The sequence below is a fragment of the Ruegeria sp. AB8 genome (assembly GCF_056542605.1).
In genome coordinates this window covers 119,866-146,184 of sequence record NZ_JBQGAB010000003.1, presented here as the reverse complement: position 1 = coordinate 146,184, position 26,319 = coordinate 119,866, and the positions used below count along the sequence as shown (strand labels likewise).

General features: G+C 61.2%; 17 protein-coding genes. 9 read left to right on the top strand and 8 right to left on the bottom strand.

The features are described from left to right. Positions 1–22: 22 nt before the first annotated feature. The gene (locus tag ACR0CG_RS04570; RefSeq protein WP_480523019.1) at positions 23–2,941 is read right to left on the bottom strand and encodes an error-prone DNA polymerase; all 2,919 of its coding nucleotides are present in this window, start codon (positions 2,939–2,941) and stop codon (positions 23–25) included. Positions 2,942–3,049: 108 nt separating this feature from the next. Here ACR0CG_RS04570 and ACR0CG_RS04565 point away from each other — a divergent pair, with 108 nt between their 5' ends. After that, complete coding sequence (locus ACR0CG_RS04565) at positions 3,050–3,514, top strand: DUF1203 domain-containing protein (RefSeq protein ID WP_480523018.1); 465 nt, start codon at positions 3,050–3,052, stop codon at positions 3,512–3,514. Here the strand turns inward: ACR0CG_RS04565 and ACR0CG_RS04560 are convergent. Next, positions 3,511–4,503 (bottom strand): ABC transporter ATP-binding protein, encoded by a 993-nt coding sequence (locus ACR0CG_RS04560; RefSeq protein ID WP_170619097.1) that lies wholly within the window; start codon positions 4,501–4,503, stop codon positions 3,511–3,513. The genes ACR0CG_RS04565 and ACR0CG_RS04560 overlap by 4 nt on opposite strands. A gap of 87 nt (positions 4,504–4,590) precedes the next feature. On the opposite strand from ACR0CG_RS04560, the gene ACR0CG_RS04555 reads away from it, so the two are divergent. From ACR0CG_RS04555 to polA, 3 genes are all read left to right on the top strand, one after another. Then, positions 4,591–4,770 (top strand): zinc-finger domain-containing protein, encoded by a 180-nt coding sequence (locus tag ACR0CG_RS04555; RefSeq protein ID WP_170612878.1) that lies wholly within the window; start codon positions 4,591–4,593, stop codon positions 4,768–4,770. 34 nt (positions 4,771–4,804) lie between these two features. Next, positions 4,805–5,467, top strand: a complete 663-nt coding sequence (locus ACR0CG_RS04550) for a YrbL family protein (RefSeq protein WP_170612880.1) — start codon at positions 4,805–4,807, stop codon at positions 5,465–5,467. A gap of 93 nt (positions 5,468–5,560) precedes the next feature. Then, positions 5,561–8,359, top strand: a complete 2,799-nt coding sequence (gene polA, locus ACR0CG_RS04545; RefSeq protein WP_170680029.1) for a DNA polymerase I — start codon at positions 5,561–5,563, stop codon at positions 8,357–8,359. 50 nt (positions 8,360–8,409) lie between these two features. Here polA and ACR0CG_RS04540 read toward each other — a convergent pair whose 3' ends face one another. Continuing rightward, the gene (locus tag ACR0CG_RS04540; RefSeq protein WP_480523017.1) at positions 8,410–8,640 is read right to left on the bottom strand and encodes a DUF2798 domain-containing protein; all 231 of its coding nucleotides are present in this window, start codon (positions 8,638–8,640) and stop codon (positions 8,410–8,412) included. Between the two features lie 41 nt (positions 8,641–8,681). After that, complete coding sequence (locus tag ACR0CG_RS04535) at positions 8,682–9,458, bottom strand: hydroxypyruvate isomerase family protein (protein WP_480523016.1); 777 nt, start codon at positions 9,456–9,458, stop codon at positions 8,682–8,684. A gap of 172 nt (positions 9,459–9,630) precedes the next feature. Between ACR0CG_RS04535 and ACR0CG_RS04530 the strand changes: the two genes are divergently transcribed. Next, positions 9,631–10,575, top strand: coding sequence for a DMT family transporter (locus ACR0CG_RS04530; RefSeq protein WP_480523015.1), 945 nt, complete (start codon positions 9,631–9,633; stop codon positions 10,573–10,575). Here ACR0CG_RS04530 and ACR0CG_RS04525 read toward each other — a convergent pair. Next, positions 10,572–11,153: a DUF1285 domain-containing protein gene (locus ACR0CG_RS04525; protein ID WP_480523014.1), complete on the bottom strand. Its 582-nt coding sequence runs from the start codon at positions 11,151–11,153 to the stop codon at positions 10,572–10,574. The two genes, ACR0CG_RS04530 and ACR0CG_RS04525, sit on opposite strands and share 4 nt — an antisense overlap. Positions 11,154–11,217: 64 nt before the next feature. Here ACR0CG_RS04525 and ACR0CG_RS04520 point away from each other — a divergent pair, with 64 nt between their 5' ends. Genes ACR0CG_RS04520 through ACR0CG_RS04505 form a run of 4 tightly spaced genes read left to right on the top strand, consistent with a single transcriptional unit; the run spans position 11,218 to position 17,895 of the window. Next, entirely contained in the window at positions 11,218–12,225 is a 1,008-nt protein-coding gene (locus ACR0CG_RS04520; RefSeq protein ID WP_480523013.1) for an AAA family ATPase, read from the top strand. Further along, positions 12,222–13,097, top strand: coding sequence for a DUF58 domain-containing protein (locus ACR0CG_RS04515; protein ID WP_480523012.1), 876 nt, complete (start codon positions 12,222–12,224; stop codon positions 13,095–13,097). Before ACR0CG_RS04520 ends, ACR0CG_RS04515 begins: the two co-directional genes overlap by 4 nt. Next, a complete protein-coding gene (locus ACR0CG_RS04510) occupies positions 13,094–15,856 on the top strand; it encodes a DUF4159 domain-containing protein (protein WP_480523011.1) in 2,763 nt (920 codons plus the stop codon). Before ACR0CG_RS04515 ends, ACR0CG_RS04510 begins: the two co-directional genes overlap by 4 nt. Continuing rightward, on the top strand, positions 15,853–17,895 hold the full coding sequence (locus tag ACR0CG_RS04505; protein WP_480523010.1) for a DUF7408 domain-containing protein: 2,043 nt from the start codon (positions 15,853–15,855) through the stop codon (positions 17,893–17,895). Before ACR0CG_RS04510 ends, ACR0CG_RS04505 begins: the two co-directional genes overlap by 4 nt. 1 nt (position 17,896) lies before the next feature. Here ACR0CG_RS04505 and ACR0CG_RS04500 read toward each other — a convergent pair whose 3' ends face one another. Genes ACR0CG_RS04500 through ACR0CG_RS04490 form a run of 3 tightly spaced genes read right to left on the bottom strand, consistent with a single transcriptional unit; the run spans position 17,897 to position 26,249 of the window. Next, on the bottom strand, positions 17,897–18,736 hold the full coding sequence (locus ACR0CG_RS04500; protein WP_480523009.1) for a 2-keto-4-pentenoate hydratase: 840 nt from the start codon (positions 18,734–18,736) through the stop codon (positions 17,897–17,899). A gap of 13 nt (positions 18,737–18,749) precedes the next feature. Further along, on the bottom strand, positions 18,750–20,786 hold the full coding sequence (gene pbpC / locus ACR0CG_RS04495) for a penicillin-binding protein 1C (protein ID WP_480523008.1): 2,037 nt from the start codon (positions 20,784–20,786) through the stop codon (positions 18,750–18,752). Between the two features lie 36 nt (positions 20,787–20,822). Next, positions 20,823–26,249 carry an alpha-2-macroglobulin family protein gene (locus ACR0CG_RS04490; protein ID WP_480523007.1) on the bottom strand — a complete coding sequence of 1,809 codons (5,427 nt, stop codon included), beginning with the start codon at positions 26,247–26,249 and terminating at the stop codon, positions 20,823–20,825. Positions 26,250–26,319 lie beyond the last annotated feature (70 nt).

The following is a 26,319-nucleotide window of genomic DNA, read 5'->3' as shown; positions in this document are numbered from 1 at the left end:
TGGGCAATATCCGGTTATCTGGTCAGGCTACAGGGGTGGTTTTGTCGCGCTGGCCCGGCGTCAGCAGGTGCCGCAGCAAGGCCACCGGATGCGCCTTGAGGCTGAGACGGGTGGCGACGTAGTCCTCGACCACCTGCTCGCCCAATGTCATCTGTGGCAGGTAGGCTTCGGGCTCATCCAGCGCCTCACCTTCCAGATCCTGCGAGAACAGCGGCAAGGGTTTGGCGGTCGCAATCGCCTTGGCTTGCCACAGCGCTTCGCGCCGGGTCAGATCGCAGGCGGCGAAGGCGTCGGCCTCGGCCAGGCGTTCGATCACCGAGGGGCCAAGGCCCGCACGACGCCAGACATCGTCGACCTGATGATAGCCATTGCCGCGCGCGGCGGTGAGCCAACTGGCGTCTTCCTCGCTGAGCCCCTTGATCTGGCGGAACCCCAGCCGCAGGGCCAACCCACCATGGCCATCGGGTTCCATCACATTGTCCCAGAAACTGGCATTGATGCAGACCGGGCGGACCTGAACCCCGTGCTCGCGCGCATCACGCACGATCTGGGCCGGGGCATAGAATCCCATCGGCTGCGAGTTCAGCAGCGCGCAGGCGAAAATGCCCGGATGGTGGCATTTGATCCAGGCCGAAGCATAGACCAGCAGCGCAAAGCTGGCCGCGTGGCTTTCGGGGAAGCCGTATGAGCCGAAGCCTTCGATCTGCGAGAAGCAGCGTTCGGCAAAATCATCCTCATAGCCGTTGCGCTTCATGCCGCGCAGAAACAGGGCGCGGAATTCACTGACATTGCCATGTTTCTTGAATGTTGCCAGTGAACGGCGCAATCGGTCAGCCTGTTCCGGGGTGAAACCCGCGCCCACGATGGCGATCTGCATCGCCTGTTCCTGAAACAGCGGCACGCCCATGGTCTTGCCCAGCACCTCACCCAACGCATCAGACGGGAAAACAACCGGCTCTTCGCCATTCCGCCGCCGGATATAGGGATGGACCATGTCGCCCTGAATGGGGCCGGGGCGGATGATGGCGACCTCGATCACCAGATCATAAAATTTGCGCGGCTTCATCCGCGGCAGAAAGTTCATCTGCGCCCGGCTTTCCACCTGAAACACGCCCACACTGTCGGCCACACACAGCATGTCATAAACCGCCGGGTCTTCGGGCGGCAGGGTGGCTAATGTGTAATCGGTCTGATGATGCTGCCCGATCAGATCAAACGCCTTGCGGATACAGGTCAGCATCCCGAGGCTGAGCACATCGACCTTTAGGATGCCCAGGCTGTCGATATCATCCTTATCCCAGCAGATAACCGTACGGCCTTCCATGGTGGCGTTTTCGATGGGGACAAGTTCGTCCAGCCGCCCCTCGGTAATGATGAAACCGCCCACGTGCTGTGACAGGTGGCGGGGGAAGCCATCGATCTCATATACCAACATTAGAGTCTGTTTTAGCCGTCGATCTTCGGGATCGAGGCCGATTTCGCGCATCCGGTGCGCCTCGAGCCCTGCAGCCGAGAAGAATCCCCAGAGCTGTGACGAGAGCGCAGATATGGTGTCTTCGGTCAGGCCCATGGCGCGGCCGACCTCGCGTATGGCGCGCTTGCCGCGATAATGCACGACCGTCGCGCAGAGGCCTGCGCGTTCGCGGCCATAGCGGTCATATATGTGCTGAATCACCTCTTCACGGCGTTCATGTTCGAAATCCACGTCGATATCGGGTGGCTCATCGCGAGCTTCCGAGACAAAACGTTCGAAGACCATTGTGCCCATCTCGGGGCTGACTTCGGTGATGCCGAGGCAGAAACAGACCACCGAATTGGCCGCAGACCCGCGCCCCTGGCAGAGGATGCCGCGGGAGCGGGCGAAATGGACGATGTCGCGGACGGTCAGAAAATAGGGTTCGTATTTCAGCTTGCCGATCAGGGTGAGCTCATGCGCCAGCATATTTTGCGCCTTCTTCGACGCGCCTGCCGGATAGCGCCATTTCAGCCCTTCATGTGCCAGACGGTGCAGGCGCTGGGTCGGGGTTTCCTGTTCGCTGCCCTCACTGGGATATTCATAGCGCAACTCATCCAGCGAGAAGGTGAGTTGCTCGCTGAGTGCATGGGCGCGGGCGACGGCGCCCTCATAGCCTTTGAAGATCCGCAGCATCTCGGCCTCGGATCGCAGGCGCTGTTCCCCGTTGGCCAGCGCATCGCGGCCCAGTTCGTCGACCTTGCGGCGCAGGCGGATGGCGGTCACCACATCGGCCAGCTTGCGGCGTGCACCGTGATGCATCATCGGTGTGGCGCTGGCAAGTGTGGGGAGGTCAAGTTGCTTGGATTTAGTCTCTAACACAGAGAAATATGCGCTATCCGCGCCATCATATCGGGGGTGCATCAACAGGTGTATGCGCCCGGCAAAGCGGCGCGTCAGCTGTTGTGCCTGTGTCCGCCATGCGTTCGCGCCGCCCCGGGACCGGATCGCCAGTGGCCAGAGCAGCAGGTGGAGACCGTCGGAGAACTCCAGAAGGTCTGACAGATGCAGGATGCAGTCGCCCTTTTCGGCGCGCAGGCGACCTGCCGACAGGATACGGCACAGGTTGGCCCAACCCTGCCGGTTCAGGGGCAGGGCGGTGACGGTGGGCGCGTCAGTGAAAATCAGCCGCGCCGCCGGGATCAGGCGCGGCACTGCATGGACCTGATAAGAGGGCGGTTTGGGGATGTGATCGGGGCAGGGCGGGCCGATCGAGGTGTTCTGCGCCTCCCAGTCCAGCCGTTCACGCACCTTGCGGGCGATCTCGCGTCCCTGCGTGTGGGCGCGGACGATGCCGGCGACCGAGTTGTCATCGGCAATCGCGATGGTGGACAGGCCCAGGGTGACGGCACGTTCCATGTACTCCTCGGGGTGCGAAGCCCCGGTGAGGAAGGTGAAATTCGATGTGATCGACAGTTCGGCATACATGGCGATTCCATATTATATTCACGTTTTGTTCTTTTTCGAGTCCTTTGCGCAGGAAACGGGTCGCCTGGGCTTGAGGTCACGGGCATGGTTGCCAAAAGGAGAACCGAAATGTTCAAAATCACCGCATTACCGACCGAAGATGTACGCGCCCTTCAGAAAGGAGGACCGGATGCCTATGGCGCCACCCCGGAACGTGTAGTTTCCACCGGGGCTGGGAATCCCTGCCGACACTGCCTGCAGAACATTCCTGAGGGCGAAGAAATGCTGATATTGGCACATCGGCCTTTTTTAGAGACACATCCCTACGCCGAAACCGGCCCGATCTTCTTATGTGCCGCCCCTTGCGAGCAGTACGGGGGTGAAGCGCTGCCCGAGATTCTGACCACATCGCCCGACTATCTGATCAAGGGCTACGGGCAGGACGACCGGATCGTCTATGGCACCGGCGCGATCACTGCAACGGATCAGATCAGCGAAAAAGTCAGGGAGATTTTCACCCGCCCGGACGTTGCATATATCCACGTCCGGTCTGCACGAAACAACTGCTATCAGGCGCGGATAGACCGGGCCTAAAGCTTGACCCGGTGCATGCCCCGGCGCGGCTGGTCCTGATCGGCAGCCGGGGGATCATCCGTGCGGCTGGACGTCAGCGCGAGGAACACATCCTCGAGATCGGCCTCTTCGGTACGGACATCGCGGATACGAATATTGGCCGCGCGCACCGATTCCAGAACCTGTTCGGCGCTGGTCTGGGCGCTTCGATACTGAAGGACAAGGTTGCCATCTTCGCGCAGCGTGGCCTCAACCCCCGGCGTCGCGGGCAGGTCGGCGACCGGGTTGTCCGGCACAATCACCATGGTGCGGCTGTCCATACGGCCCAGCAGGTTCGCGGTGCTGTCCTGCGCGATCTTTTCGCCATGGTTGATGATGGCGATCTCGTCACACATCTCCTGCGCTTCTTCCAGGTAGTGCGTGGTCAGGATAATGGTCATGCCCTGCTCGTTCAGCTTTCGAACATTGGCCCAAAGCATCTGGCGCAGTTCGATATCCACGCCCGCCGTCGGTTCATCCAAAACCAGAATCCTGGGGTGGTGGACCAGTGCCTTAGCCAGCAACAACCGCCGCCGCATACCACCCGACAGGGTGCGGGCGTAGGCTTCGGCCTTGTCGCTCAGGCCAACCAGTTCGAGGATCTCATCGCTGCGGCGCTGCGCCCTGGGCACGCCATATAGACCTGCCTGAACCTCCAAAGCGCCGCGTGGTGTGAAGAAGGGGTCAAGGTTCAATTCCTGCGGCATCACGCCGATGGCCGCCCGCGACTGGCGGGGATGCTGATCCTGATCAAAGCCCCAGATCGACACGTTGCCCGCGGATTTTATCACCAACCCGGCCAGAATATTGATCAGGGTGGACTTCCCGGCCCCGTTCGGTCCCAGCAGACCAAAAACCGATCCACGCGGAACCGTAAGATCAATACCTTTCAGCGCCTGCTTTTCGGGCTGGCCCTTGCCGCCGCGATAGGTCTTGCGCAACCCTTCGATCCTGATTGCCGCATCGCTCATGTGGCTCTTGCCCCCGGTTTGCTCATCGCTCATAAACGCACCTAATACATGCCCGCGAGGCCGACAACCGAAGAAGGATCGCCAGCCGTGACCATCGAAGCGCCGGAAACCAAGATCGTCGAAACCGCTCGTGTCGCCTGCGATGGCGGCGAGGGGGCATTGGGCCATCCGCGCGTCTGGTTGCAGATCCCCGAGGATACCGGCTGGGTTGAATGCCCCTATTGCGACTGCAAATACGTGCTGTCTGGCAGCGAGGCATCAAGCTGACAGCGTGACACGTGCCGCGCGGAACGGAGGCCGGATGCTTTGTGCAGTACAGCTTTTGCACCTGTCGGATCAGGAGCCCTTGGCAAAAGGCGGCCACAGAAACGTATACGCGTATCCGGGCCAGCCTGACCTGTTGATCAAGGTAACGCGCCCGCGAACACGTCGAAACCGTTCCTTTTCCAAGCGGTTGATCAGGCGGATCATGCCGGACACCGCATATCGCAACGCCCTGAAAGAGATCGAGTGTGAGCTGAAAGCCGCGTTGAAAAGCGGTGAGGACATTGCGCAACTGCCTTTGGCGCGGTCGTTTGGCGTCGTACAGACGGATGTCGGGCCGGGGGTTGTGGTGGAGCGTGTTCAATCCGAAGACTCCAAACTGGCAAAACATCTGTTGTGGATGTGTGAGCAGCACAAGCTGACCGAGGAAGTCTTGGCCGACCTCAATCGATTTGTTCAAAAGCTGTTCGAATATCAGATCGTGGGGCGCGATATCCACGAACAGAACATCGTCTACGGGCTGCGTGGTCAGGTCCGCATGTTTCTTTTGATTGATGGGTACGGGGAACGTAACCTCATTCCCTTGCGCACGCTGAACCGCCGATTGAATGATCGCTCGCTGAACAAGCAGATGCAGATGATCGCAGATCGCACGGGGTTGCGTTGGGACAAGGCACGCAGGGCATTCAGCACAGCGTAGGTCGACATATTTGCGCCAGATAGATCGCCTTCTTGACTGGCCACCCGAGCGCCCCTGTGGCAGAACCATCCCTGACCGACAGGGAGAGCGCGCATGAGCAATTTCGGAAAAGGGTGTCACCTGCATCTGATCGATGGATCGGCCTTTATTTTCAGGGCTTACCACGCGCTGCCGCCGCTGACGCGGAAATCCGATGGCTTGCCGATCGGTGCTGTGTCGGGCTTTTGCAACATGCTGCAGAAATATGTGGAAGGGAACGCCGGGCCGGATGCGCCGACTCATGTGGCGGTGATCTTCGACAAGGGTTCGCACACGTTCCGGAATGATCTTTATGATCAGTACAAGGCCAACCGCGAGGCAATGCCCGAAGACCTGCGCCCGCAGATGCCTCTGACCCGTGAAGCGACGCGCGCCTTCAATATCGCTTGCAAGGAACTGGAGGGTTATGAGGCGGATGACATCATCGCAACGCTGGCCGTTCAGGCGCGTGCGGCGGGGGGCCGTGTGACCATCGTCAGCTCTGACAAGGACCTGATGCAACTAGTCGGTGACGGGGTCGAGATGCTTGATGCGATGAAAAACAAGCGTATCGACCGCGACGGCGTAGTCGAAAAATTCGGCGTCGGGCCCGAGCGCGTGGTGGATGTGCAGGCGCTGGCCGGGGATTCGGTCGACAACGTACCAGGCGCGCCGGGGATCGGGGTCAAGACCGCGGCGCTGCTGATCAACGAATACGGTGATCTGGAAACCCTGCTGGACCGGGCCGAAGAGATCAAACAACCCAAACGCCGCCAGACCCTGATCGAGAAGCGTGACCAGATCGAGTTGTCGAAGAAACTGGTGCAACTGGACGAAAACACGCCGCTGGATTTCTCGCTGGACGATCTGGAGGTGAAGGACCCGGATGCCGAAACTCTGCTGGGTTTTCTGGCCGAGATGGAGTTTCGGACGCTTACCAAGCGTATTGCTGACAAGCTGGGGGCCGAGGCTCCGGTCATCGCTGATGCGCCCGCGCCTGCCGCCGAGGTTGAGGAAGCCGAAGCGGTTCCGTTCGATGCGTCGAAATACGAATGCGTCAGGGACGCAGGCGCGCTTCTGAAATGGATCGATCAAGGCTATGAACGCGGCTGGGTCGCCGTGGACACCGAAACCACCGGCCTCAATGAAATGATTGCCGGTCTGGTTGGCATATCGCTGTGCATAGAGGCGGGCGAGGCCTGTTACATTCCGCTGACGCACCGCGATGGATCCGCTGATGATCTGTTCGGTTCGGATGCACTGGCCGAGGGACAGATGCCGCTGGATGAGGCTCTGACCCTGCTGAAACCGATGCTCGAGGACCCCTCGATCCTGAAAATCGGGCAGAACATGAAATACGATGCCAAGATCTTTGCGCGCTATGGTGTCAACGTTTCGCCGATCGATGACACGATGCTGATGTCCTACTCCATGCATGGCGGAGAGCACGGTCATGGTATGGATACGCTGTCCGAACGGTATCTGAGCCACACACCGATCCCGATCAAACCGCTGCTGGGGTCCGGAAAATCGGCGATTACCTTTGACAAGGTGCCGATTGACGAGGCGACGGCTTATGCCGCCGAGGATGCGGACATAACCTTGCGCCTGTGGAAGCTGTTCAAGCCGCAACTGCATCAGGTTCAGGTGACGACGGTTTATGAAACGCTGGAACGCCCGCTGGTCCCGGTATTGGCCGAAATGGAAATGCATGGAATCAAGGTCGACCGCGATGTTCTGAGCCGAATGTCCAATGCATTTGCACAGAAAATGGCCGGGTTAGAGGCTGATATTCACGAACTGGCGGGAGAGAATTTCAACGTCGGTTCTCCTGCCCAGCTGGGCGAAATCCTGTTCGACAAGATGGGGCTTGAGGGCGGCAAAAAGGGCAAGACCGGGAAGTATTCGACTGGGGCCGATATTCTGGAGGATCTCGCGACCGAGCACGAGTTGCCGCGCCGGGTGTTGGACTGGCGGCAGTTGTCCAAACTGAAATCGACCTACACCGACGCGCTGCAAACCCATATCAACCCGGATACAGGCCGGGTGCATACGTCATATTCGATCACCGGGGCCAATACGGGTCGTCTGGCCTCGACCGATCCGAACCTGCAGAACATTCCGGTGCGGACCGAGGAAGGGCGGCGCATTCGCGAGGCGTTCATCGCCGAGCCCGGAAATGTGATGGTCAGCCTCGATTATAGTCAGATCGAACTGCGGATTCTGGCGCATATTGCCGATATCCCCGCCTTGAAACAGGCGTTTTCTGATGGGCTGGACATTCACGCCATGACCGCGTCCGAAATGTTCGACGTGCCGCTGGACGAAATGACACCGGATATTCGCCGTCAGGCCAAGGCGATCAACTTTGGCGTGATCTACGGCATCTCGGGCTTTGGTCTGGCCCGCAATCTGCGTATCCCAAGGGCCGAGGCGCAGGGGTTTATCGACCGCTATTTCGAACGCTTCCCCGGGATACGGAAATACATGGATGACACGGTCGCTTTTGCCAAAGAGCATGGCTACGTTCAGACCTTGTTCGGGCGCAAAATCCATACGCCCGAGATCAACGCCAAAGGGCCGCATGCCGGGTTTTCGCGCCGCGCGGCGATCAATGCGCCGATTCAGGGCACGGCGGCGGACGTAATCCGCCGCGCTATGGTGCGGATGCCGGAAGCGATCAGGGGGTTGCCGGCCAAGATGCTACTGCAGGTGCATGACGAATTGTTGTTCGAAGTGGCCGAAGACGCTGTGGACGAAACGATCCGTATCGCGCGCGATGTGATGGAAGGCGCGTCCGATCCCGCGGTCAGGCTGGATGTCAAACTGGTTGTCGATGCAGGGAAGGGCGCCAACTGGGCCGAGGCGCACTAACCCGGGGAACGCGCCGCGCATCAGGCCCGGCGGGCCATCTTTGCGGCGGGTCAGGCTTCGGGCCTGACCAGTCGTTCTACCAGCCGTTTCACTGCGGGACCAAGCAGCAGGATCACGGTAAAGGCGATTGGCCAGCAAAACATCCAGGATGCGATCCAGTCGCTCAGTGTGCCCGGCCCAAACCCCACCGCCTTGACCGTGGCAATGCCGGTCACCATGCAGGACATCAGACCAGACATGATAAGTCCGTACATGGCATGAGCGTAACGAGCGGGTATCATCCGGTTATCCTGTCAGTTGATTGCCCCCCATGTGTGGCATTTCAGGCCTGAATTCCAGTACCCCATCCCTGCATCCAGCCCAGCGAGGCTGCGGTTCGGTCGGTTGACGGGGTGTATTCGGCGCTGACCCACCCGGTATAGCCGCAGCGATCCATGGCATCGAAAAGCGCAGGAAAATCCGTGTCACCGCGCCCCGGTTCAGCGCGGTCTGGGGCCGCACCGATCTGTGCATGAGTGACAAGGGGGTGAAAACGGTCCCAGATGGCAAGCGCATCACCGTGGATCATTTCTGCGTGAAAGCTGTCATATTGCAGGCCGAGATTTGGGCGATCCACGCGGTCCAGCACATTGGCGGCCAGATCATAGTCATTCAGAAAATATCCGGGTTGCGACGTCGTATTCAGCGGTTCGATCGTGAATTTCTGCGTGGGCGCGAAATCAGCGGCCCATTGAAGATTTCGCACAAAGGTCTCAAACGCTGCTGAGCCTTCTGCATAGCCGGACATGATGTGCATCTGACCCGCGCGCAGCACCTGCGCATATCTCAGGACCCGGCGGATATCGGTCTGAAAGCGGGCCTCGCCGCCCAGAACGGCGGCATAGCCGGGCTGACCGCCCGTGTAGTTGGGCGGTGGGGCGTTGATCAGCAACAGCTCAAGCCCGTTTTCCAGCAGGGCGCGGCTGGTTTCACGGGCCGCGAGATCGTATGGAAACAGTATCTCCACGGCCGAAAACCCGGCACGCGCGGCCGCCTCGAACCTGTCCAGATAGGGAAGTTCGGCAAACAGAAGCGAGATATTTGCGGCAAATCTTGGCATGTGCTCGGTGTTCCTTTTACCGGGACCTTAGACCCGGGGTGATGTCCGGGAAAGGGACTGAAAACGACAGATTGTCGAAAATCGACCAGAATAGCGGTGGCACATCGCCGACCGTCGGGCCTGTGCGGCGAATCAATTTTGCGACGCCCTGCCAACAGAAGGTCTGAAATTCATGGCGATGAGCTCTGAAACCGTTCGCGGTCAATCCGCTTCTGTACCCCAAGGCCAGAGCTCTGCCTTGTCGGGCAATGGTCTGGCGGTTGCGTCTATGCTGTGCTGGGCTGCCGGGTTTCCGGCGGCTGAGGTATTGCTTCAAAGCTGGCCCCCGGTCGCCCTGTTGGCGGCGCGCCTGGCTTTGGCGGTGCTTGTTCTGGTGCCGGTCTGGATCCTGATAGACGGTCCGACACGTGTTCTTCGCGCACGGTGGCGGCACGCGCTGTTGGTGGGCGGGCTTGGCATAGGCACCGGCATGTTCCTGATCATCCTCGCACAGAAACTGACGGATCCCGTCACCGTCGCGATCATCGCGTCCTGCGCCCCGCTGACGGCAACCTTGCTCGAGCTTGCCGCAGGTACGCGGCGTCTGAAGTGGAACTTTGCCCTTGGCGTTGCTGTATCGATTATCGGAGGCCTGATCGCCACCAGTTCAATCGCCCCGGCGCAGCTGGGCTTGGGCGCGGTCTGCGCCGTTCTTTCAACGGTTCTGTTCTGCTGGGCCAGTCAGGCAACGGCGAGGGATTTCCCCGAACTGAGCCAGACCGGGCGCACCACGATCGTTTTTGTCGGTGGTCTGGTCATGGCCACCATTCTGATGATCCTGTCGCATCAGTTGGGGATGGATATTCTGCTGTCTGCTCCGATTGACGTTGATCAGGTCGGGATGCTGGCGATCTATGCGCTGATTTCGATGGGGATCAGTCAGATTCTGTTTGTTGGCTCCATCGCAAGGCTGGGCGTCGCGCTGGCCTCGTTTCACATCAACATCGCGCCGTTCTACGTAATGCTGATCATGGTGATGCTTGGGGAAGAGTGGAACTGGACCCGCGCGCTGGGCGCGGGCATCGTCGCGCTGGCGGTTGTGCTGGCACAAGACCGAAGATCGGTGCGCCTGGCCTAGTTACGCTCCAGCGCATCAGACTGGATCAAGGGAAAGAAAACGCCCCCTGACCAGACGCCGAACCAGCCATCATGGTCAGTGCCGATGTCGACAAGGCGGTAAAAGCTTTTGCGGTCAACGCGCGCCTCAAGGTTTGCGCGCATCAATATGTAAAGGGACGGTTCATTCGTTTCCGGATCGATGACAATGCGGATCGGGTGATCGGGCCCTGCGGCAGCCGTATCGCCCACCTGGGTTGTGAACGTCAGGACTTGCGCACCGCTTTCATCGGTGTTGTCAAAGTCCACGGCGACAAAGGGTGCATCCTCGACGGTGATTCCCACCTTTTCGACCGGGGTCACCAGAAAATACTCCCCGTCTTCTTTCTTAAGAATTGAGGAAAAAAGCTTCACAAGCTCGAAACGGTTGATGGGTGAGCCTAAATAACTCCACGAACCATCTTTGGCGATACGGATGTCCAGATCGCCGCAAAACGGAGGATTCCAAAGGTGAACGGGCGGTAAACCCCGCCTTTTGACCGATTTGACCGAGGCTGCAAGACCATCGGGAGAAGGTGTCACAGGTTTTTGTCCGCTCATTGCTTTTGCCATTTCCTGTCAGCGCGATACACTTCAATCATATTCGTCCACGGAAGGGAAAACCATGTCCGAACCTGCCGACCTCGTCGCCGAGATCGAAGCGCTGGAAAACAAGCTGCAAGAGGCCAAGACCTCGATCACCCGCCGCTTTATCGGGCAGGAGAGGGTCGTGGACCTGACCCTGACGGCGCTTTTATGTGGTGGTCACGCATTGTTGATCGGTCTGCCCGGGCTGGGTAAAACGCGGCTGGTGGAAACGCTGTCGACCGTGATGGGCCTGCATGGCAATCGCATCCAGTTCACGCCTGACCTGATGCCTGCCGATATTCTGGGGTCCGAAGTTCTGGATACCGCCGATGATGGCAGCCGTCATTTCCGGTTCATCCCCGGCCCGATTTTCTGCGAATTGCTGATGGCGGACGAGATCAACCGCGCCAGCCCGCGCACCCAGTCGGCGCTGCTGCAGGCGATGCAGGAGCGCACGGTGACGGTCGCGGGCGAAGATCGCTCGCTGGGTGTTCCGTTCCATGTGCTGGCAACGCAGAACCCAATCGAACAGGAAGGCACCTATCCATTGCCCGAAGCGCAGCTGGACCGGTTCTTGGTTCAGATCGATGTCGAATACCCGGATCGTCAAACCGAACGGGACATTCTGTTGGCGACGACGGGCGTGGAAGAAGACGAGGCCAACCAGATTTTCACCAAAGAGGAATTGCTGGCGGCACAGGTCCTGTTGCGCCGGATGCCGGTGGGTGAATCGGTGGTCGAACTGATCCTTGATCTGGTCCGCGCCTTCCGCCCCGAAGAACCGGGCGTTTCGGACCGTGTTTCTGAAACAGTCGCCTGGGGCCCTGGCCCCCGGGCGGCACAGGCGCTGATGATGACCGTGCGCGCCCGCGCGATGTTGCAGGGGCGTCTGGCGCCCAATGCCGAGGATGTGCTGGACATGGCGCGTCCGGTGCTCAGCCATCGCATGGCGCTGAACTTTGCAGCGCGTGCGCGTGGTGACAGTCTGGCCAGCCTGATCGACACCACCGCCGCCGGATTGGTGCGTACCGAGGCCGCGGCGTGAATGCCGCGCTGACCCTTCGTGAAAAATCCGAGGCCGAGGCGTCCCGGCTGCCGCCCCTTTTGGCGCGGGCCGAACATCTGGCCGGAACCGTCCTGCTGGGTGACCACGGGCGACGGCGTTCGGGCCTGGGCGACGATTTCTGGCAATACCGCCCGGCGCAGGCCGGTGACAGTCGCCGTCTGATCGACCACCGACGCTCGGCGCGGGGGGATCAGCAGTTCGTGCGCGAGCGGGAATGGCAGATCGCCCAGTCGATCATGCTGTGGGTCGATCAGGGCGCATCGATGCGGTTTGCCTCGGACAGGGCGCTGCCGACCAAGGCGGACCGGGCGCGACTGCTGGGTCTGGCGACAGCGATCTTGCTGGTGCGGGGTGGTGAGCGCGTCGGACTGACCGGCACCACGCTGCCGCCGCGGCGGGGCAACGCCCAGATCATCCGGCTGGCGCAAGCCTGGTCCGAGGACACCGAGGTCGACTATGCACCACCGGAACACCGGGCCATGGTTCCGCATGCCCGGGCTGTGTTCATCTCTGATTTCCTGGGTCCGCTGGATGAGGTTGAACTGGCGCTGACCAAGGCTGCGGATCGCGGTGTTCGCGGTGTTTTGCTGCAGGTTCTGGACCCCGGCGAGGAGACCTTTCCCTTCCAGGGGCGCACCATTTTCGAAAGCGTCGGCGGCTCGGTCCGGCATGAAACCCTGAAGGCCGGAGATCTGCGCGACCGCTATCTTGGCAGGTTGGCCGAGCGCAAGGATGCGCTGACGCAGCTTTGTCGTGCAACTGGCTGGCAACTGGGTCAGCACCACACCGGTGAAAGCGCGCAAGCGGCTCTGTTGTGGCTCTATCGTGCGTTGGACGGAGGTACGCAATGACGGTTCTGGCAGGCATCGGATTTACAGCCCCATGGGTGCTGCTGGGCCTTCTGACCCTGCCGATCCTGTGGCTGATTCTGCGCGCCGTGCCACCGGCACCCATTCGCCGACTGTTCCCGGCGGTTACATTGCTGCTTGGGTTGAAGGATGACGAAAGCGTCTCGGACCGAACCCCGTGGTGGCTGCTGCTGTTACGGATGCTGGCGGCGGCGGCGATCATCATCGGGCTGGCCGGGCCGGTTCTGAACCCGTCGCGTGATCAGGCAGGATCGGGTCCGCTTCTGATGGTTCTGGACGCCAGTTGGGCCGGAGGAACGCGTTGGTCAGCTACGCTGGATCAGATCGACGCGCAATTGACCGAGGCTGGTCGTGCCGGTCGCCCCGTATCGATTTTGCGCCTGACCGACCCGGAAACACCGGTTTTTCAGGCCGCTGAGGCATGGCGCGGGCGCCTGCCGGGCCTGATGCCGATGCCTTGGCAGCCAAGCCCGAAACAGTTGGATCAGGTGTTGGCGGCGCTGGCCGAGGTCGATGGCGGGTTCGAGACACGCTGGTTCAGCGACCGGCTGAACTACCCCGGCCACGACCGGATGTTATCCGCCCTGCAGGCGCGCGGGAGCGTTACGGTCTACCGTCCGTCTGCGCCGGTTCTTGCACTATTGCCCGCAGCGTATCAGGACGGCGTTATTCAGGTGACAGCGCTGCGCTCGGAACCCGGACCGGCCATGTCGCTGACGATCCTGGCTCAGGGCCGCGACCCCGCAGGTGCAATGCGTGTTCTGCAATCGGTCGATGTGACGTTCGAGGATGGTGAAAGCCAGGCGCAGGTTGATCTGTCACTGCCTTCCGAGTTGCGCGCCCGGATTACGCGGTTCGAAATTCAAGGCCAGCGCTCAGCCGGGACCACGACGCTGACCGATGACAGCCTGCGGCGGCGCGAGGTTGCCCTGATTGCCGGTACGCTGAACCGCGAGGGGCTGGAACTGCTGTCGCCGCTGCATTATCTCACACAGGTTCTCAGACCGACCGCTGATTTTGTCGATGGCGGTTTGCTGGATGTGTTGCCTGCCAACCCTGATGTGATCGTGCTGGCGGATGTGGCCAAACTCTCTGACACGGAACAGGCTGAATTGGTTCAATGGGTCGAAGAGGGTGGGCTGTTGCTGCGCTTTGCGGGCCCGCGCATGGCGGCAAGTGATCTGGGCCGCAAGGATGAAGACGCCTTGTTGCCGGTTCGTCTGCGCAGCGGCGGGCGTTCGGTCGGTGGCGCGATGAGTTGGGGAGAAGCCAAGGGGTTGGCGCCATTTGTCGAAGGCTCGCCATTCTATGGCCTGCAGATCCCCGGTGATGTGACTGTCACTACGCAGGTCATGGCCCAACCAGACCCTAATCTGGCCGATCGGGTGATTGCATCGCTGTCTGACGGAACGCCGCTGGTCACCCGAAAGACATTGGGTCTGGGCCAGGTCGTGCTGTTTCACGTCACGGCTGACGCGGAATGGTCGACCGTTCCTCTGTCCGGTTTGTTTGTCGAAATGCTGGACCGTCTGGCCGTGGCCTCGGCCGCAAAATCCCGGCAGGAGGCTCAGTTGCAGGGCACCGTCTGGGAGCCGATTCAAGTTCTGGACGGGTTCGGGTCGCTTTCGGATGCGGGCAATCTGGCCGGGGTGGACGGTGTTGATCTGTTGTCCCGGGCGGTCGGTCCGGAATTGCGGCCGGGACTGTATGAAAGCGGTAAACAGAAACTGGCGCTGAACGCGCTGACCGAGGACGCGACATTCCAGCCGGTGGTTTGGTCTGGGGATGTGACGATCAGGGGGCAGGAAGTTAACACGGAAACCCCGATCGGGGGCCTGTTGCTGAGCCTCGCGCTGCTGTTGCTGACGGTGGACGTGATCGCCTCGCTGGCCTTGTCCGGGCGGTTGGGCTTGGCGCGTACGGCGGTGGTGGCCCTTGGCGCATTGATGCTGACCCCCGAGGCGCAGGCCCAATCCCCCGAAGACACCGAATTTGCGCTAAGCGCCACGCAGGAGTTGGTTCTGGCTCATGTACTGACGGGTGACGAGAATGTGGATGCCGTTGCAGGGGCCGGTATGCGCGGGCTTTCGCAAACACTGTTGTTCCGAACCTCCGTGGAACCAGCCGAGCCAATCGGCGTCGATCTGGAACGCGACGAACTTGCGTTCTTTCCACTTCTGTACTGGCCCATCACACCGGATCAGCCTCAGCCTTCCTCCGAGGCGTACGCAAAGCTCAATGCGTATCTGCGCTCGGGCGGAATGATCCTGTTCGATACACGCGACTCGGATGTGGCCCGTTTTGGCGCCGCCAGTCCTAACGGGCGCAAGCTTCAACAATTGGCCGGACCTTTAAACATCCCGTCGTTAGAGCCTGTTCCGCGCGATCATGTTCTGACACGTGCCTTTTATCTGCTGCAGGATTTTCCGGGACGATATGGCGGGGCAGAGGTCTGGGTCGAAGCCGCGCCGCCGGATGCGGAACAGATCGAAGGGATGCCGTTCCGAAACCTCAACGACAATGTCACCCCGGTGGTGATCGGCGGCAATGACTGGGCCGGTGCCTGGGCCATCGACCGAAACGGGCAGGCCCTGCTGCCGGTTGGGCGCGGTTATGCCGGCGAACGTCAGCGCGAACTGGCCAACCGTTTTGGTGTGAACCTGGTGATGCACGTTCTGACCGGGAACTATAAATCCGATCAGGTCCATGTGCCCGCTTTGCTAGACAGGTTGGGGCAATGACCGGAACCGTCATCTTTGATCCGCTGATCCCATGGCCGGTATTGGCCATTGTCGCCGGGGTTGCGCTGGGCGGCGTCATTCTTGCGCTGTGGCGCGGACTGTCCGGCTGGGCCTTGCGCGGGTTGGCGGCTTTGGTCGTTGTCGCGGCGCTGTCCGGTCCGGTCTATCAGGTCGAGGATCGCGCGCCTCTGACGGATATCGTCCTGATGATCGAGGATGAAAGCGCCAGTCAGACCCTGTCGGATCGCGCCGATCAGACGGCACGGGCCGCAGAGGAACTGGCGGCAGAAATCGAATCCCGCGACAATACCGAACTGCGCCGCATCGCCGTCGGCGACGGTGACGGGGATGAAGGCACGCGGGTGATGGCTGCCCTCAACGAGGCGCTGGCGGAAGAACCCCGTGCGCGTATCGCCGGGATACTGGTGGTCTCGGACGGTATCGTGCATGACGTCGATCAGGCCCCGAACCTGCCCGCGCCATTGCATCTGCTGCAAACCGGCCGTGCCAGCGATTGGGACCGTCGACTGATTGTCCGCAACGCGCCTGCCTTTGCCATTATCGGAGAGCCCGTGACGCTGACCTTGCGGGTCGAGGACAGCGGCGCCGCACCTGCCGGAGCAGCCACCGCGCCGCTTGAAATCTCGGTCGACGGGGCCGCGCCGGAAAGCTTCAGCATTCCCATCGGGGTGGATGTCGAGCTTCCCATAACGCTGCCGCATGGCGGGCGGAACGTCATCCAGTTCTCGGTGCCGCAGGCCGAGGGCGAGCTGACCGATCGCAACAATACCGCGCTGATTCAGATGAACGGTGTCCGTGATCGGCTGCGGGTTTTGCTTGTTTCCGGAGAACCGCATCCGGGCGGGCGGACATGGCGTAACCTTCTGAAATCGGACAGTTCTGTCGACCTTGTCCATTTCACCATCCTGCGCCCGCCGGAAAAACAGGACGGGGTGCCGGTGGACGAGCTGTCTTTGATCGCCTTCCCGACGCGCGAGCTGTTTCTTGAGAAGATCAACGATTTCGACCTGATTATCTTTGACCGCTACAAGCGTCGAGGCATCCTGCCCGCGATCTATCTGGACAATGTCACCAACTACATCAACGAAGGTGGTGCGGTTCTAATTGCGGCCGGGCCGGATTTTGCGACGGCTGACAGCATTTTCCGATCTCCGCTTGCTCCGATCCTGCCCGCGCAGCCGACCGCGCGTGTGATTGAGGAACGCTATGTGCCGAAAGTCACGGATCTTGGTCAGCGCCACCCGGTTACAACCGATCTCGGCGATCCCGAAACCTGGGGCGCGTGGCTGCGTCAGATCGATGTCAAGCACCGGTCAGGTGAGGCGTTGATGTCCGGGGTTGATGATCGGCCGTTGCTGGTGCTCGACCGTGTGGGCGAAGGGCGCGTGGCGCTTTTGGCCTCGGACCACGCCTGGCTGTGGAGCCGGGGCTTCGAAGGCGGTGGCCCACAACTGGAACTGCTGCGCAGGCTTGCGCATTGGATGATGAAAGAACCCGAACTTGAGGAAGAAGCCCTGTGGGCCGAAGCTAACGGTCAGGTCATGCGCATCATCCGCCAGACGCTCAGCGATGAGGTTGGGACCGTGACCGTGACGCGCCCAAATGGCGAAACGCTGGACATGACGCTTGAGGAGGTGTCACCGGGACGGTTCGAGGCCCAATATATCGGACCTGAGATCGGGCTCTACCGCCTTGAAGAAGGTGAGAATTCAGCGGTGATCGGTCTTGGGCCCGCTGCGCCGAAAGAGTTCGAGCAGACCATAGCAACCGGCGACCTGCTGGAACCGCTTCTGGCAGATTTGCGCGGTGGTGTTGTCCGTCTGGAGGACGGGCTGCCGTCGATCCGCAATGTGCGCGTCGGGCGGCCGGCCTCGGGGCGCGGCTGGATCGGTCTGACCCCAAGAGACGCTTATGAGACGCGCGATGTCACGCAGGCCGGGTTGCTGCCGCCCTGGCTGGTCTTGCTGCTGGCTGGCGGGTTCCTGCTGGCTGGCTGGCTGCGTGAGGGGCGGCGATAGGCTACTCGAATGTCACGCTGACGGTAGGATTGCCGGGCAGGCCGTCATACCTGACGGACGCACCGCCTTTGCCTTTGGCAGGCGGAAACAGCGGACCGAACGAGCCAACCGAAATCAGATCGCCGTGTGCAAATTCGATCCCTTTTGACATCAGCCAGAGTGCCGCGTTTGCCGGATGGCCCAAAACGGCTGTGCCAGGCGCCTCTGCCAGAACCTCACCGTCGGCAGCACTCAGCGTGACAGTCATGCCCATCAAAGCCTGCGACATGCCGGCGGGATCGGTGACGGCGATTTCAGACCCTAAAACGCCGAGTTTAGGCGCAACCCCGATTGCGGTCAGGGTGACGGGGGTAATGGGTTCTCCGTCGGCCAGGGTCAGGTCAGGCAGTTCGATGAAGGGGCGAACAGACGAGACATGTTCCATCACTTCGCCAGGTGTGGTTGCCTGATTGATCGCGGCGTCGCCGACCACCAGGATCAGGTCCGCCTCGAATACCGGACGGGCCCCCCAATTTTCTGAAACACTTGCCCCGTCATCCAGCATCATGTCGCGATACAGAATACCCTGAACCGGTTCACTTGCTCCAAACCTGTCCTGCGCGGGTTTGCTGGTCAGGCCCGCCTTGTAGCCAATCAACGGTCCAAGATGCGGCTGCATCGCAGTGACAAGTTTCGCCTGCGTGCAAAGCGCATCCGCCATGCTTCCGTCCGGGGTCAGAGCAACGGTAGGTGTGTTCGTAAGATAGTCCTGAACAAACCGGTCGATCTGGGCGTCAGACGCGCATTCAGCCGCTGTCTGAGTGGCCGTCAAAGCAAGAACAAAAACAAGCCAATTGCGCATTCGTTTTCTCCCGTCATCTGATCTTGAACGAAACCCTGTCGGATTTGCCCAGTGCATCCAACACGACAAGGGCGGTGTGTCCGGGCCCGGGGTTGGGAATTTCAAACTCTCTGTGGTGCTGGCCGGTTACGACGGGCACGTCGTCAGACAGGACGGAAAACGGCCCGGTTCCGCCCCTCAGCTTCAGCGTAAGGGAGGCTCCATTTGTCTCTAACAAGGCATCCTTGGGCGGAAACAATAGTTGCGGCGCAGAAGGATCCGCCTCAAAAGCCGCCTCGCGGGGGCGGAACATTTGCAAAGGCTGGGGCAGTTGCGCGGCACCGACCAGCAGGGTTGATGGCGGCGGCGGCGGCATCGGAGTGAATTTGGGTTTCAGAAGACCTAAGGCTTCAAACAAAACTGGGGCCGCAAGTGCGCCGCCAAACGCACCGGGCACCGGTGTGCCGTCTGCCCGCCCCAGCCAGACACCGATGACGTGACGGCCGTCATAGCCGATCGCCCAGGCGTCCCGGTGCCCGTAAGAGGTTCCGGTCTTATATGCCAATACACCGGATTGCGCACCTGATGGCGGGGTCAGTCCGGTCAGAATATTGCCAACCTGCCAGGCCGCCGGTTCCGACAGGACACGTCGCGTATAATCGTCGCCATCCAATGCCCGATAGTGCAAGACGGGGCCTTGGCCACCTGCCGCCACCACCGCAAAAAGCTGCACAAGATCGTGCAGGCTAAGCCCGACACCGCCAAGCGAGATCGCCAGACCCGGTGCGCCTCCGTTGAGGCGCGGTTCGGTGTTGGCACGCTGCAGGGCGTCCATGACGCGGGCAGGTCCCAGTTCTTGCGTCAGGCGCACCACGGGGATGTTCAGCGACAGTTGCAGCGCATCGCGAATACGCACGTCACCCCTGAACACGCCGTCGAAGTTGCGGGGTGCATATCGCCCGAACATCACCGGGCTGTCGCTGATCAGGGTTTCCGGATGCGCCAGACCCTGGTCGAAGGCCAGTCCATAGATCAGGGGTTTCAAGGTTGATCCGGGTGAACGCAACGCCTGCGTCATGTCCACAAACCCCTGACGCGCGTCCTGATAACCCGCCGACCCGACCGAAGCCAGAATCGCGCCGGTTTCATGGTCAGCCACGATCATTGCGCCGGAAACGCGGGGTCCGGCCCGTTTGGCGGCCTGCGCGATCAGCGGTTCCAACTTTGCCTGCAACGCCCCGTCCAGGGTCAGGTCCTGCGCCAGAGCTTCGGGCAACCCCGCACGAGCCCGGTCCGTCAGATGGGGTGCCAGCCGGGGAAAGGGCCGCATTCTGGTTGGCACCGGGTCTGCCATGGCGCTTTGCATCTCGGGTCTGGACAAAAGACCATTGCGATGTAGCCGTTGCAAAACCCGGTCGCGGGCTTTGCGCCCTGCTTGAAGATTGCGGTCGGGTCGCCGTGCCTCGGGGGATTGTGGCAGGGCGATCAACAAAGCCGCCTGCGCAGGCGTCAAACGGGACGGATCCTTGCCGAACCACGCCCGACTGCCCGCCCGGACCCCTTCAAGATTGCCACCATAAGGGGCGTGGGTAAGATACAGCGACAGGATCTGATCCTTGTTCAGACGTTGTTCCAGCGCCAGGGCCACCCGGATCTGGCGGAGTTTGCCGCTCCACCGACCTGTCGGGCCATCCTCGATCAGGCGGGCAACCTGCATGGTCAGGGTCGATCCGCCAGAAACAGGTCGGCCGTTCCAAAGCGACTGCGCCCCCGCCCGCGCCATGGCCAGCGGATCGATGCCGGAGTGAGCGCGAAACCGTTTGTCTTCGTACCGGATCAGCATGTTGACAAAACCCGGATCGACCGGGCCATGCTGCATCCGCCAGATACCGTCCGCCACCGGAAATGCGCGCAGCAGATCGCCGTTCTGGTCCCGCATCTCGACCGAGGTTTCTGTCAGAACCGCAGGCAGCGATGTGGCGTCGACCCAGTCCGCAAAGCGGTCGCGGGCAAAGCCGGTCACATACAAAAGCCCCGCAAGTGCCAAGAGCAGAAGGCTGACCCTAGGCATCGGCCTTGCCAAAACTTCGATATGTTTGACCCCCGATCATTCGACCACAACGCGCCCAGTGTTGGTGTGCGCCCGGTTCTGCGGGCGGTACATATCCTCGACCGAGGCCGCCGGGTGATGAAAGGCACCGGGTGTTACGGCACGTGCCACATACGCAAGCGTGACCGGCTTGCGGTCCTGCAAGTCAACCGCTGCCAAAAACCGGTCAGACCGGAATTCGGTATGCCTGGCTTCGGACAAATCCAGCCAGTCCAGCGACCGCACATCACCTGAACGCAACAGGTTGGGAATGTCGATCTCGATACCAGCGGCTAGCGGGTCGTCGATCATCAGGCGCGCACCGCCATCCTCGAAGGGCGTGACGGTCAGAACCGTGACAAATCGCGTGCCCACCGAAAGTGCGGGTTGGTCCAGCGGTTCACCTTCCATTGAGAAATACACCCGCTCGATCGCATATCCGGTTCCGCCCGCCGCAGGCGGCACGTCGGGTATTCCCGTCACCGTCATCGTGATGTCCGTGGCCTGCCCGTCCGTGGAAGTTATGTTCAGTACATCGTCGCTGTCCGAATGCAGGACCTGCACAAACGGCCCCTCGATCGACGCACCGTTTACACGCAGCCCGGCGCTTTCCGGGTTCGAGATCAGCGCATGCGCCGCCAGCAGCGACCATGATGCCTCCTGCGTTGACAAATGCGCCGGGGCGGAACTGATCCGCCGGATCAGATCGTCCCGGTCGATCACCTCGCTGCCTGCGTCCACGGCCAGCGTCAGCAGTCCGGCCGCATCGCGCAGTTCGGTTCCGTAATCGGTGCGCCAGTAGCTTTGATTTTGATCCGGCCGCTCGGCCAGCAGCTGGGCAGCGCGTGCAAACATCCTGTCCGCTCGTGTCTGATCCCCGTAAGAGGCCAGCGCCGCCCCAAGCTGAGCGGCTGCCAGAGGCGTGGCGAAGGCATCACCTTTGACGTCGGCGTAATAGCGCAGATCGCCCATGGATGCCGCGCTTTCGCGGGCCAGAACCATCAGCGCATAAGCGATGTCTTGCCCGCCTTCATCGAAATCAGGGGCATAGCTGATCCTGTTTCGCAGGTTGTCCATCGCCTGTGCAAAGGCACGGTCCGGCACTGTATGGCCCTGCGCACGGGCGCGGGACAGGAAGTCGGTGACAAATGCATCCAGCCAGAAATCGCCGCCCTGGGCGCGCCACAGCCCAAAGGCACCATTCGAGGTTTGCCGGGTCAGTATGCTGCGGATGGCCGTGCTGATCCGCGCTTCGATCGCCGGTCCGTTCCCCAGCCCCGAGGCCTGGGCGACCGAAGACAGATACAGCAGCGGCAGCGCCTGACTGGTGATCTGTTCGGTGCAGCCATATGGGTACCTGTTCAACCAATCCAGCAGGCCGGGCGTGTCGAATTTCGCCAGCGGACCGGCGGACAGGATCGCCTTGACCGATCCGGGCCGGAATCCGTCGAAGACATCCTGCGAAAACAGAAAGCTGTCACCCTCGCCCAGCGAAAATCGGCGTGTCAGAGCAACGGCAGGATCGTTTGCGCGAACCGGCATCCGCAACGTCTGAGGCAGATCGCGGCCGTCCGGTGTTGTGATTGACAGGTTGATCTCAGGGTCACCAACCGCAGTTGCGCGAATTGGAACTTCCAAAACGGTCTTGCCGCCGGGTTGCAACGTGAAACTGGTCGGGGTTGCGGCCAGTTCCAGCCCGGCCGAAGCCGCCAGACCCAGTGCCATTTCACCTGCCGGACCGTCGGCATGCACGATCTCCAGCAGCATCCGGCTTTGGTCGCCAGGGGCCAGAAAACGTGGCAAGCTGGCCGATACGATAACCGGGTCGCGAACGACCATCTCAGCTTCGGCCTGACCGACTGCGCTGCGCGACCAGGCGACGGCCATCAGACGCACGGTGCCGTTAAAATCGGGCAGAGGAATGTCCAGTTCGACTTCGCCTGCTTCATCGACCTGAACCGGACCGCTGAAAACGGCCATCAGATCCTGTGTCGGCGGCGGCGCCTGCCGCCGCATACCAGCGTCGCTGTCACCACCAGAACGAACGAGACCCATGGTCCCGTTCATCCCGTCGATCAGTCGGCCATAGACGTCCCGCAATTCGACGCCCAGACGGCGTTGTCCGAAGTAATAGGATTGCGGGTCCGGTGATTCAAAACCTGTCAAGTTCAGGATACCGACATCTACCGCTGCCAGCGTCAGCCAGACGGGATCATTGGCCGGGGCGTTCTCGACCCTGATGCGGGTCTTTTGCACCTGTCTTGGCGTCGTAAGTTCGGGCACCTCAATCCCGACCTGCAGCCTGCGCCCGACCGGTTCAACACTGGCGTGAGCGATCCCCATGGCCCTGGCCGGGTTCTGGCCGGCGGATACGTCCATCGGCCGGATGAGTGTGGCTGCGACATAGGCGCCCGCGCCCCATTCCGGCGTGACGTCGATGGGAAAAACGGTTTCCCCTTCAGGGACTTGGATCATCTGGCGTTGGATCAGCCGGTTCGACAGAACGTCGATCTGCGCAACACCTGCCATGCGGGCCACAATCCTTAGCTGCGCCGTGTCACCGGGGCGATAGCTGTCACGGTCCAATGACATGTCCAACCTGTCCGGAGTGCTTGTGGCGTCGGCGGCCTGGTACCAGCCCGCGTAGAAATCGAAGGCCGCTTCGGCGTATGCGCCATCGATGCGCTGCACCACAAGCTCGTACCGGCCCCAGTCGACCGCGGATGTCAAAGTCAGCGGGTCTGACTGAAACTCGGCCTCTCCGGTGGCGATCCGGGTGCGCCGGGTGGTGGGTTCCCACTTCCATTCTCCGTACAGCTGGTACCACTGATACCGGGTTTCAATCCGGTTCAGGGTCCAGCGCAAGCGCATCGGGGTGGTCGACAGGTCCGGCGACAGTCCGACGACCTGAAATCCGGCTTCGGTGCCTTCAGGCACAACACCGTCAAACAGTGGTTTGATTCCTATGACCGGCTGCGTTGGCCGGACCGGAGCCGTCAGCCGGCGCTCGACCGGTCGCCCTGACCCGTCTGCCAGCCGGGCAATCACCGTGGCTTCAACGGGCTTCCCTTCAGTCTCTAATACAGGGAATTCCACCGCGACAGTTGCCAGACCGGTGGCGTCGGTGCGCGTATTGCCAAAATAGGTGCTTTTGGTGGAAACCGCTGCGTCATAGCGGCCAAACCGATATCCGTCATATCCAGAAACCGCTTCCGCCGGGCGCGCGAGGACCTGGCCGTCGATGCTCAGATCCGACCCCGGTGCGCCGAACAGATAGCGGGCTTCGATCCGCAGAGGCGGGTTGTCGCCGGGATGCAACGGGGCGTCCGGCAAGGACAGGTCGAAGTCGATCCGCTCGGGCAGGAAGTCTTCGATCAAAACGGTCTGCTGCGCCAGCGCATCAGCCTTCGGGTCCGACTTGACTTCGATCCGCCATGTTCCGCGCGGTGCATCCACAGCCACGGGCAACGCAAAAACATGACCTCCGGCAACACCGCCGTCCGACACGGCGCGTCGGTACTCAACCCCGTCCGGGCGGTGCAGTATAGCAGTCAGCGGCAAACCCTCGATGGCCTGCGCCTGATCGTCACGCGTCAGGGCCGTCAGGTGAATCGTTTCACCGGCGCGGTAGGCGCCCCGGTCGGTGGTCAGAAAGACATCGATTGGTCCTGCTGGTGCCCGACCCTCGACACCACGGTCGGACAAGTCAAAGGCCGGGTTGGTTAGCGACAGGAACCCGATATCGCTGTCACCATCGACAGCCACGACCAGCGCGGGCGAGCTTGCTCCCGTTCCCCGAACAAGACCGGCATCAAACAGGACATGGCCTTCGGCATCCGTCTTGGCCCGGGCAATAACCGCATTTGCATTCGAGATCACCGAAACCTCGATCCCTTCGCGGGGTACGGCGTTGGGCAGGCCACGGACCGTGACATGCAGGCCGTCCGTGCCTTGAGCAGTTGAAAGACCCAGATCAGACAGAACGAACCACTGCGTGGCTGACGGGTCGTCGTAAGGGTCACTGCCGGGCACCCGCGCGGACAGCGTGTAGATACCGGCCGGTTGATCAGCAATCGCCTCAGCCAGCGGCAGGCGCGCTGTCATGGTCTGGTTCAGCTGGTTTTTGACTTCCGCTGTACCTGTCCAGATATCCTCGGCAATCTCGTTGCTGAACTCGCGTTCTTCCCATTCGCTGAGGGGGCGGCCGAAAAAGCCCTGCTGAACCGCACGCAACAGGTTACGGTCGCTGATCCGGCGCAAGGTCAGATCCAGTTCGGCGACGTTGACCGTTTCAACGGGCAAGGCCGCATCCGCTGACTTAGGCAGCACATATCCGCGCCCGGGAAACCGGGCCGTTGGCGAACGGTCGCGCACGTAGTGGGTCAGGCTGACATTGCGGTTCAGCACTTCTCCCGAGGCGGCTGGCAACCCCTCGCGCAAGGTGAACTGATACCGCGCACCATGCGCGACACCATCGACGCAAAGCTGCTTCTCGTCTGCCTGCACCACCAGACCATCGTCGCTGCGCTGAACAAAGGGGTCATAGTCGACACCGGCTTTGACAAGCGGTTCCGAGAATTCAACGCAGATGCGCGGCGCAGCGGCATCGCTTTCAACGCTGCTGTCCAAAACCCGGAACCCGTATTTGCCGATCGCATGATCCAGAGCGGCCAGAACCTCCTCGCGCGGCTGAAGCTGCTTGGCCAGTCGCAGCGCCGGGATCATGTCACGCCCGCGTTCGACAGCTTCAAGCGCGTTCGACAAGACTATTAGTGCTGATACCTGAGCGCCCTCTGATTCCGCGCGCAAGTATCCGTTGATGGCGGCGCCAAGCGCTTGATCGTGAAGGACATTTTTTTCGTTCCAACCCGACGCTTCGATGGCAAGCAGCAGGCGGGCGTAATCTGTCCACAGGTCAGAGGCATCATTGATCGACAGGGCCACACCGGTCCACTGCATGGCCAGTGCCGGCGTATTGGCGGCGCGGGCGGCGTTCATCGCGTCTTCGACATTGAATCCGCCGGCCGAGTGCAGAAATCCAAGGTTCCTGGCCTGATCACGCGCCCGTTCAAAATCGGTCGGTCGCAGGAAATCCAGCGTACCTTTGCGGGTTTCTGCCAGTGTTAGGGTCGAATCTGGCGTTGAAACCTTCTGTGCGGACAAAGCGCCGTTGTAGGGTTCCTGCCGGGCTATGTCCTTCTTTGGAAAGCAGGCATCCGAACGAGTGTTGAAGGTAAATGCGGTGCAGCTTTGGATGGCCGAACACGCCTGAATGCAGGTTTTCAGATCCGTGTCGAACAGCGCATTCAGATCGGTTCCGATAAAATCAGCGTCGCGGGTCGTGATGTATCGGAACTCTGGCGCGGCAGTTTGTGCCTGACCTGGGGCTGGCTGGAAAAAATGTGAAAGAAAATAAACTATTGCAATCAAAACCAAGCGGTGCATCGCAACCTCCTATTTGCAGCAACCCTCGCATGTGGCCCGCTTGTTTGGCAACGGCTTAAACACTTCTTCA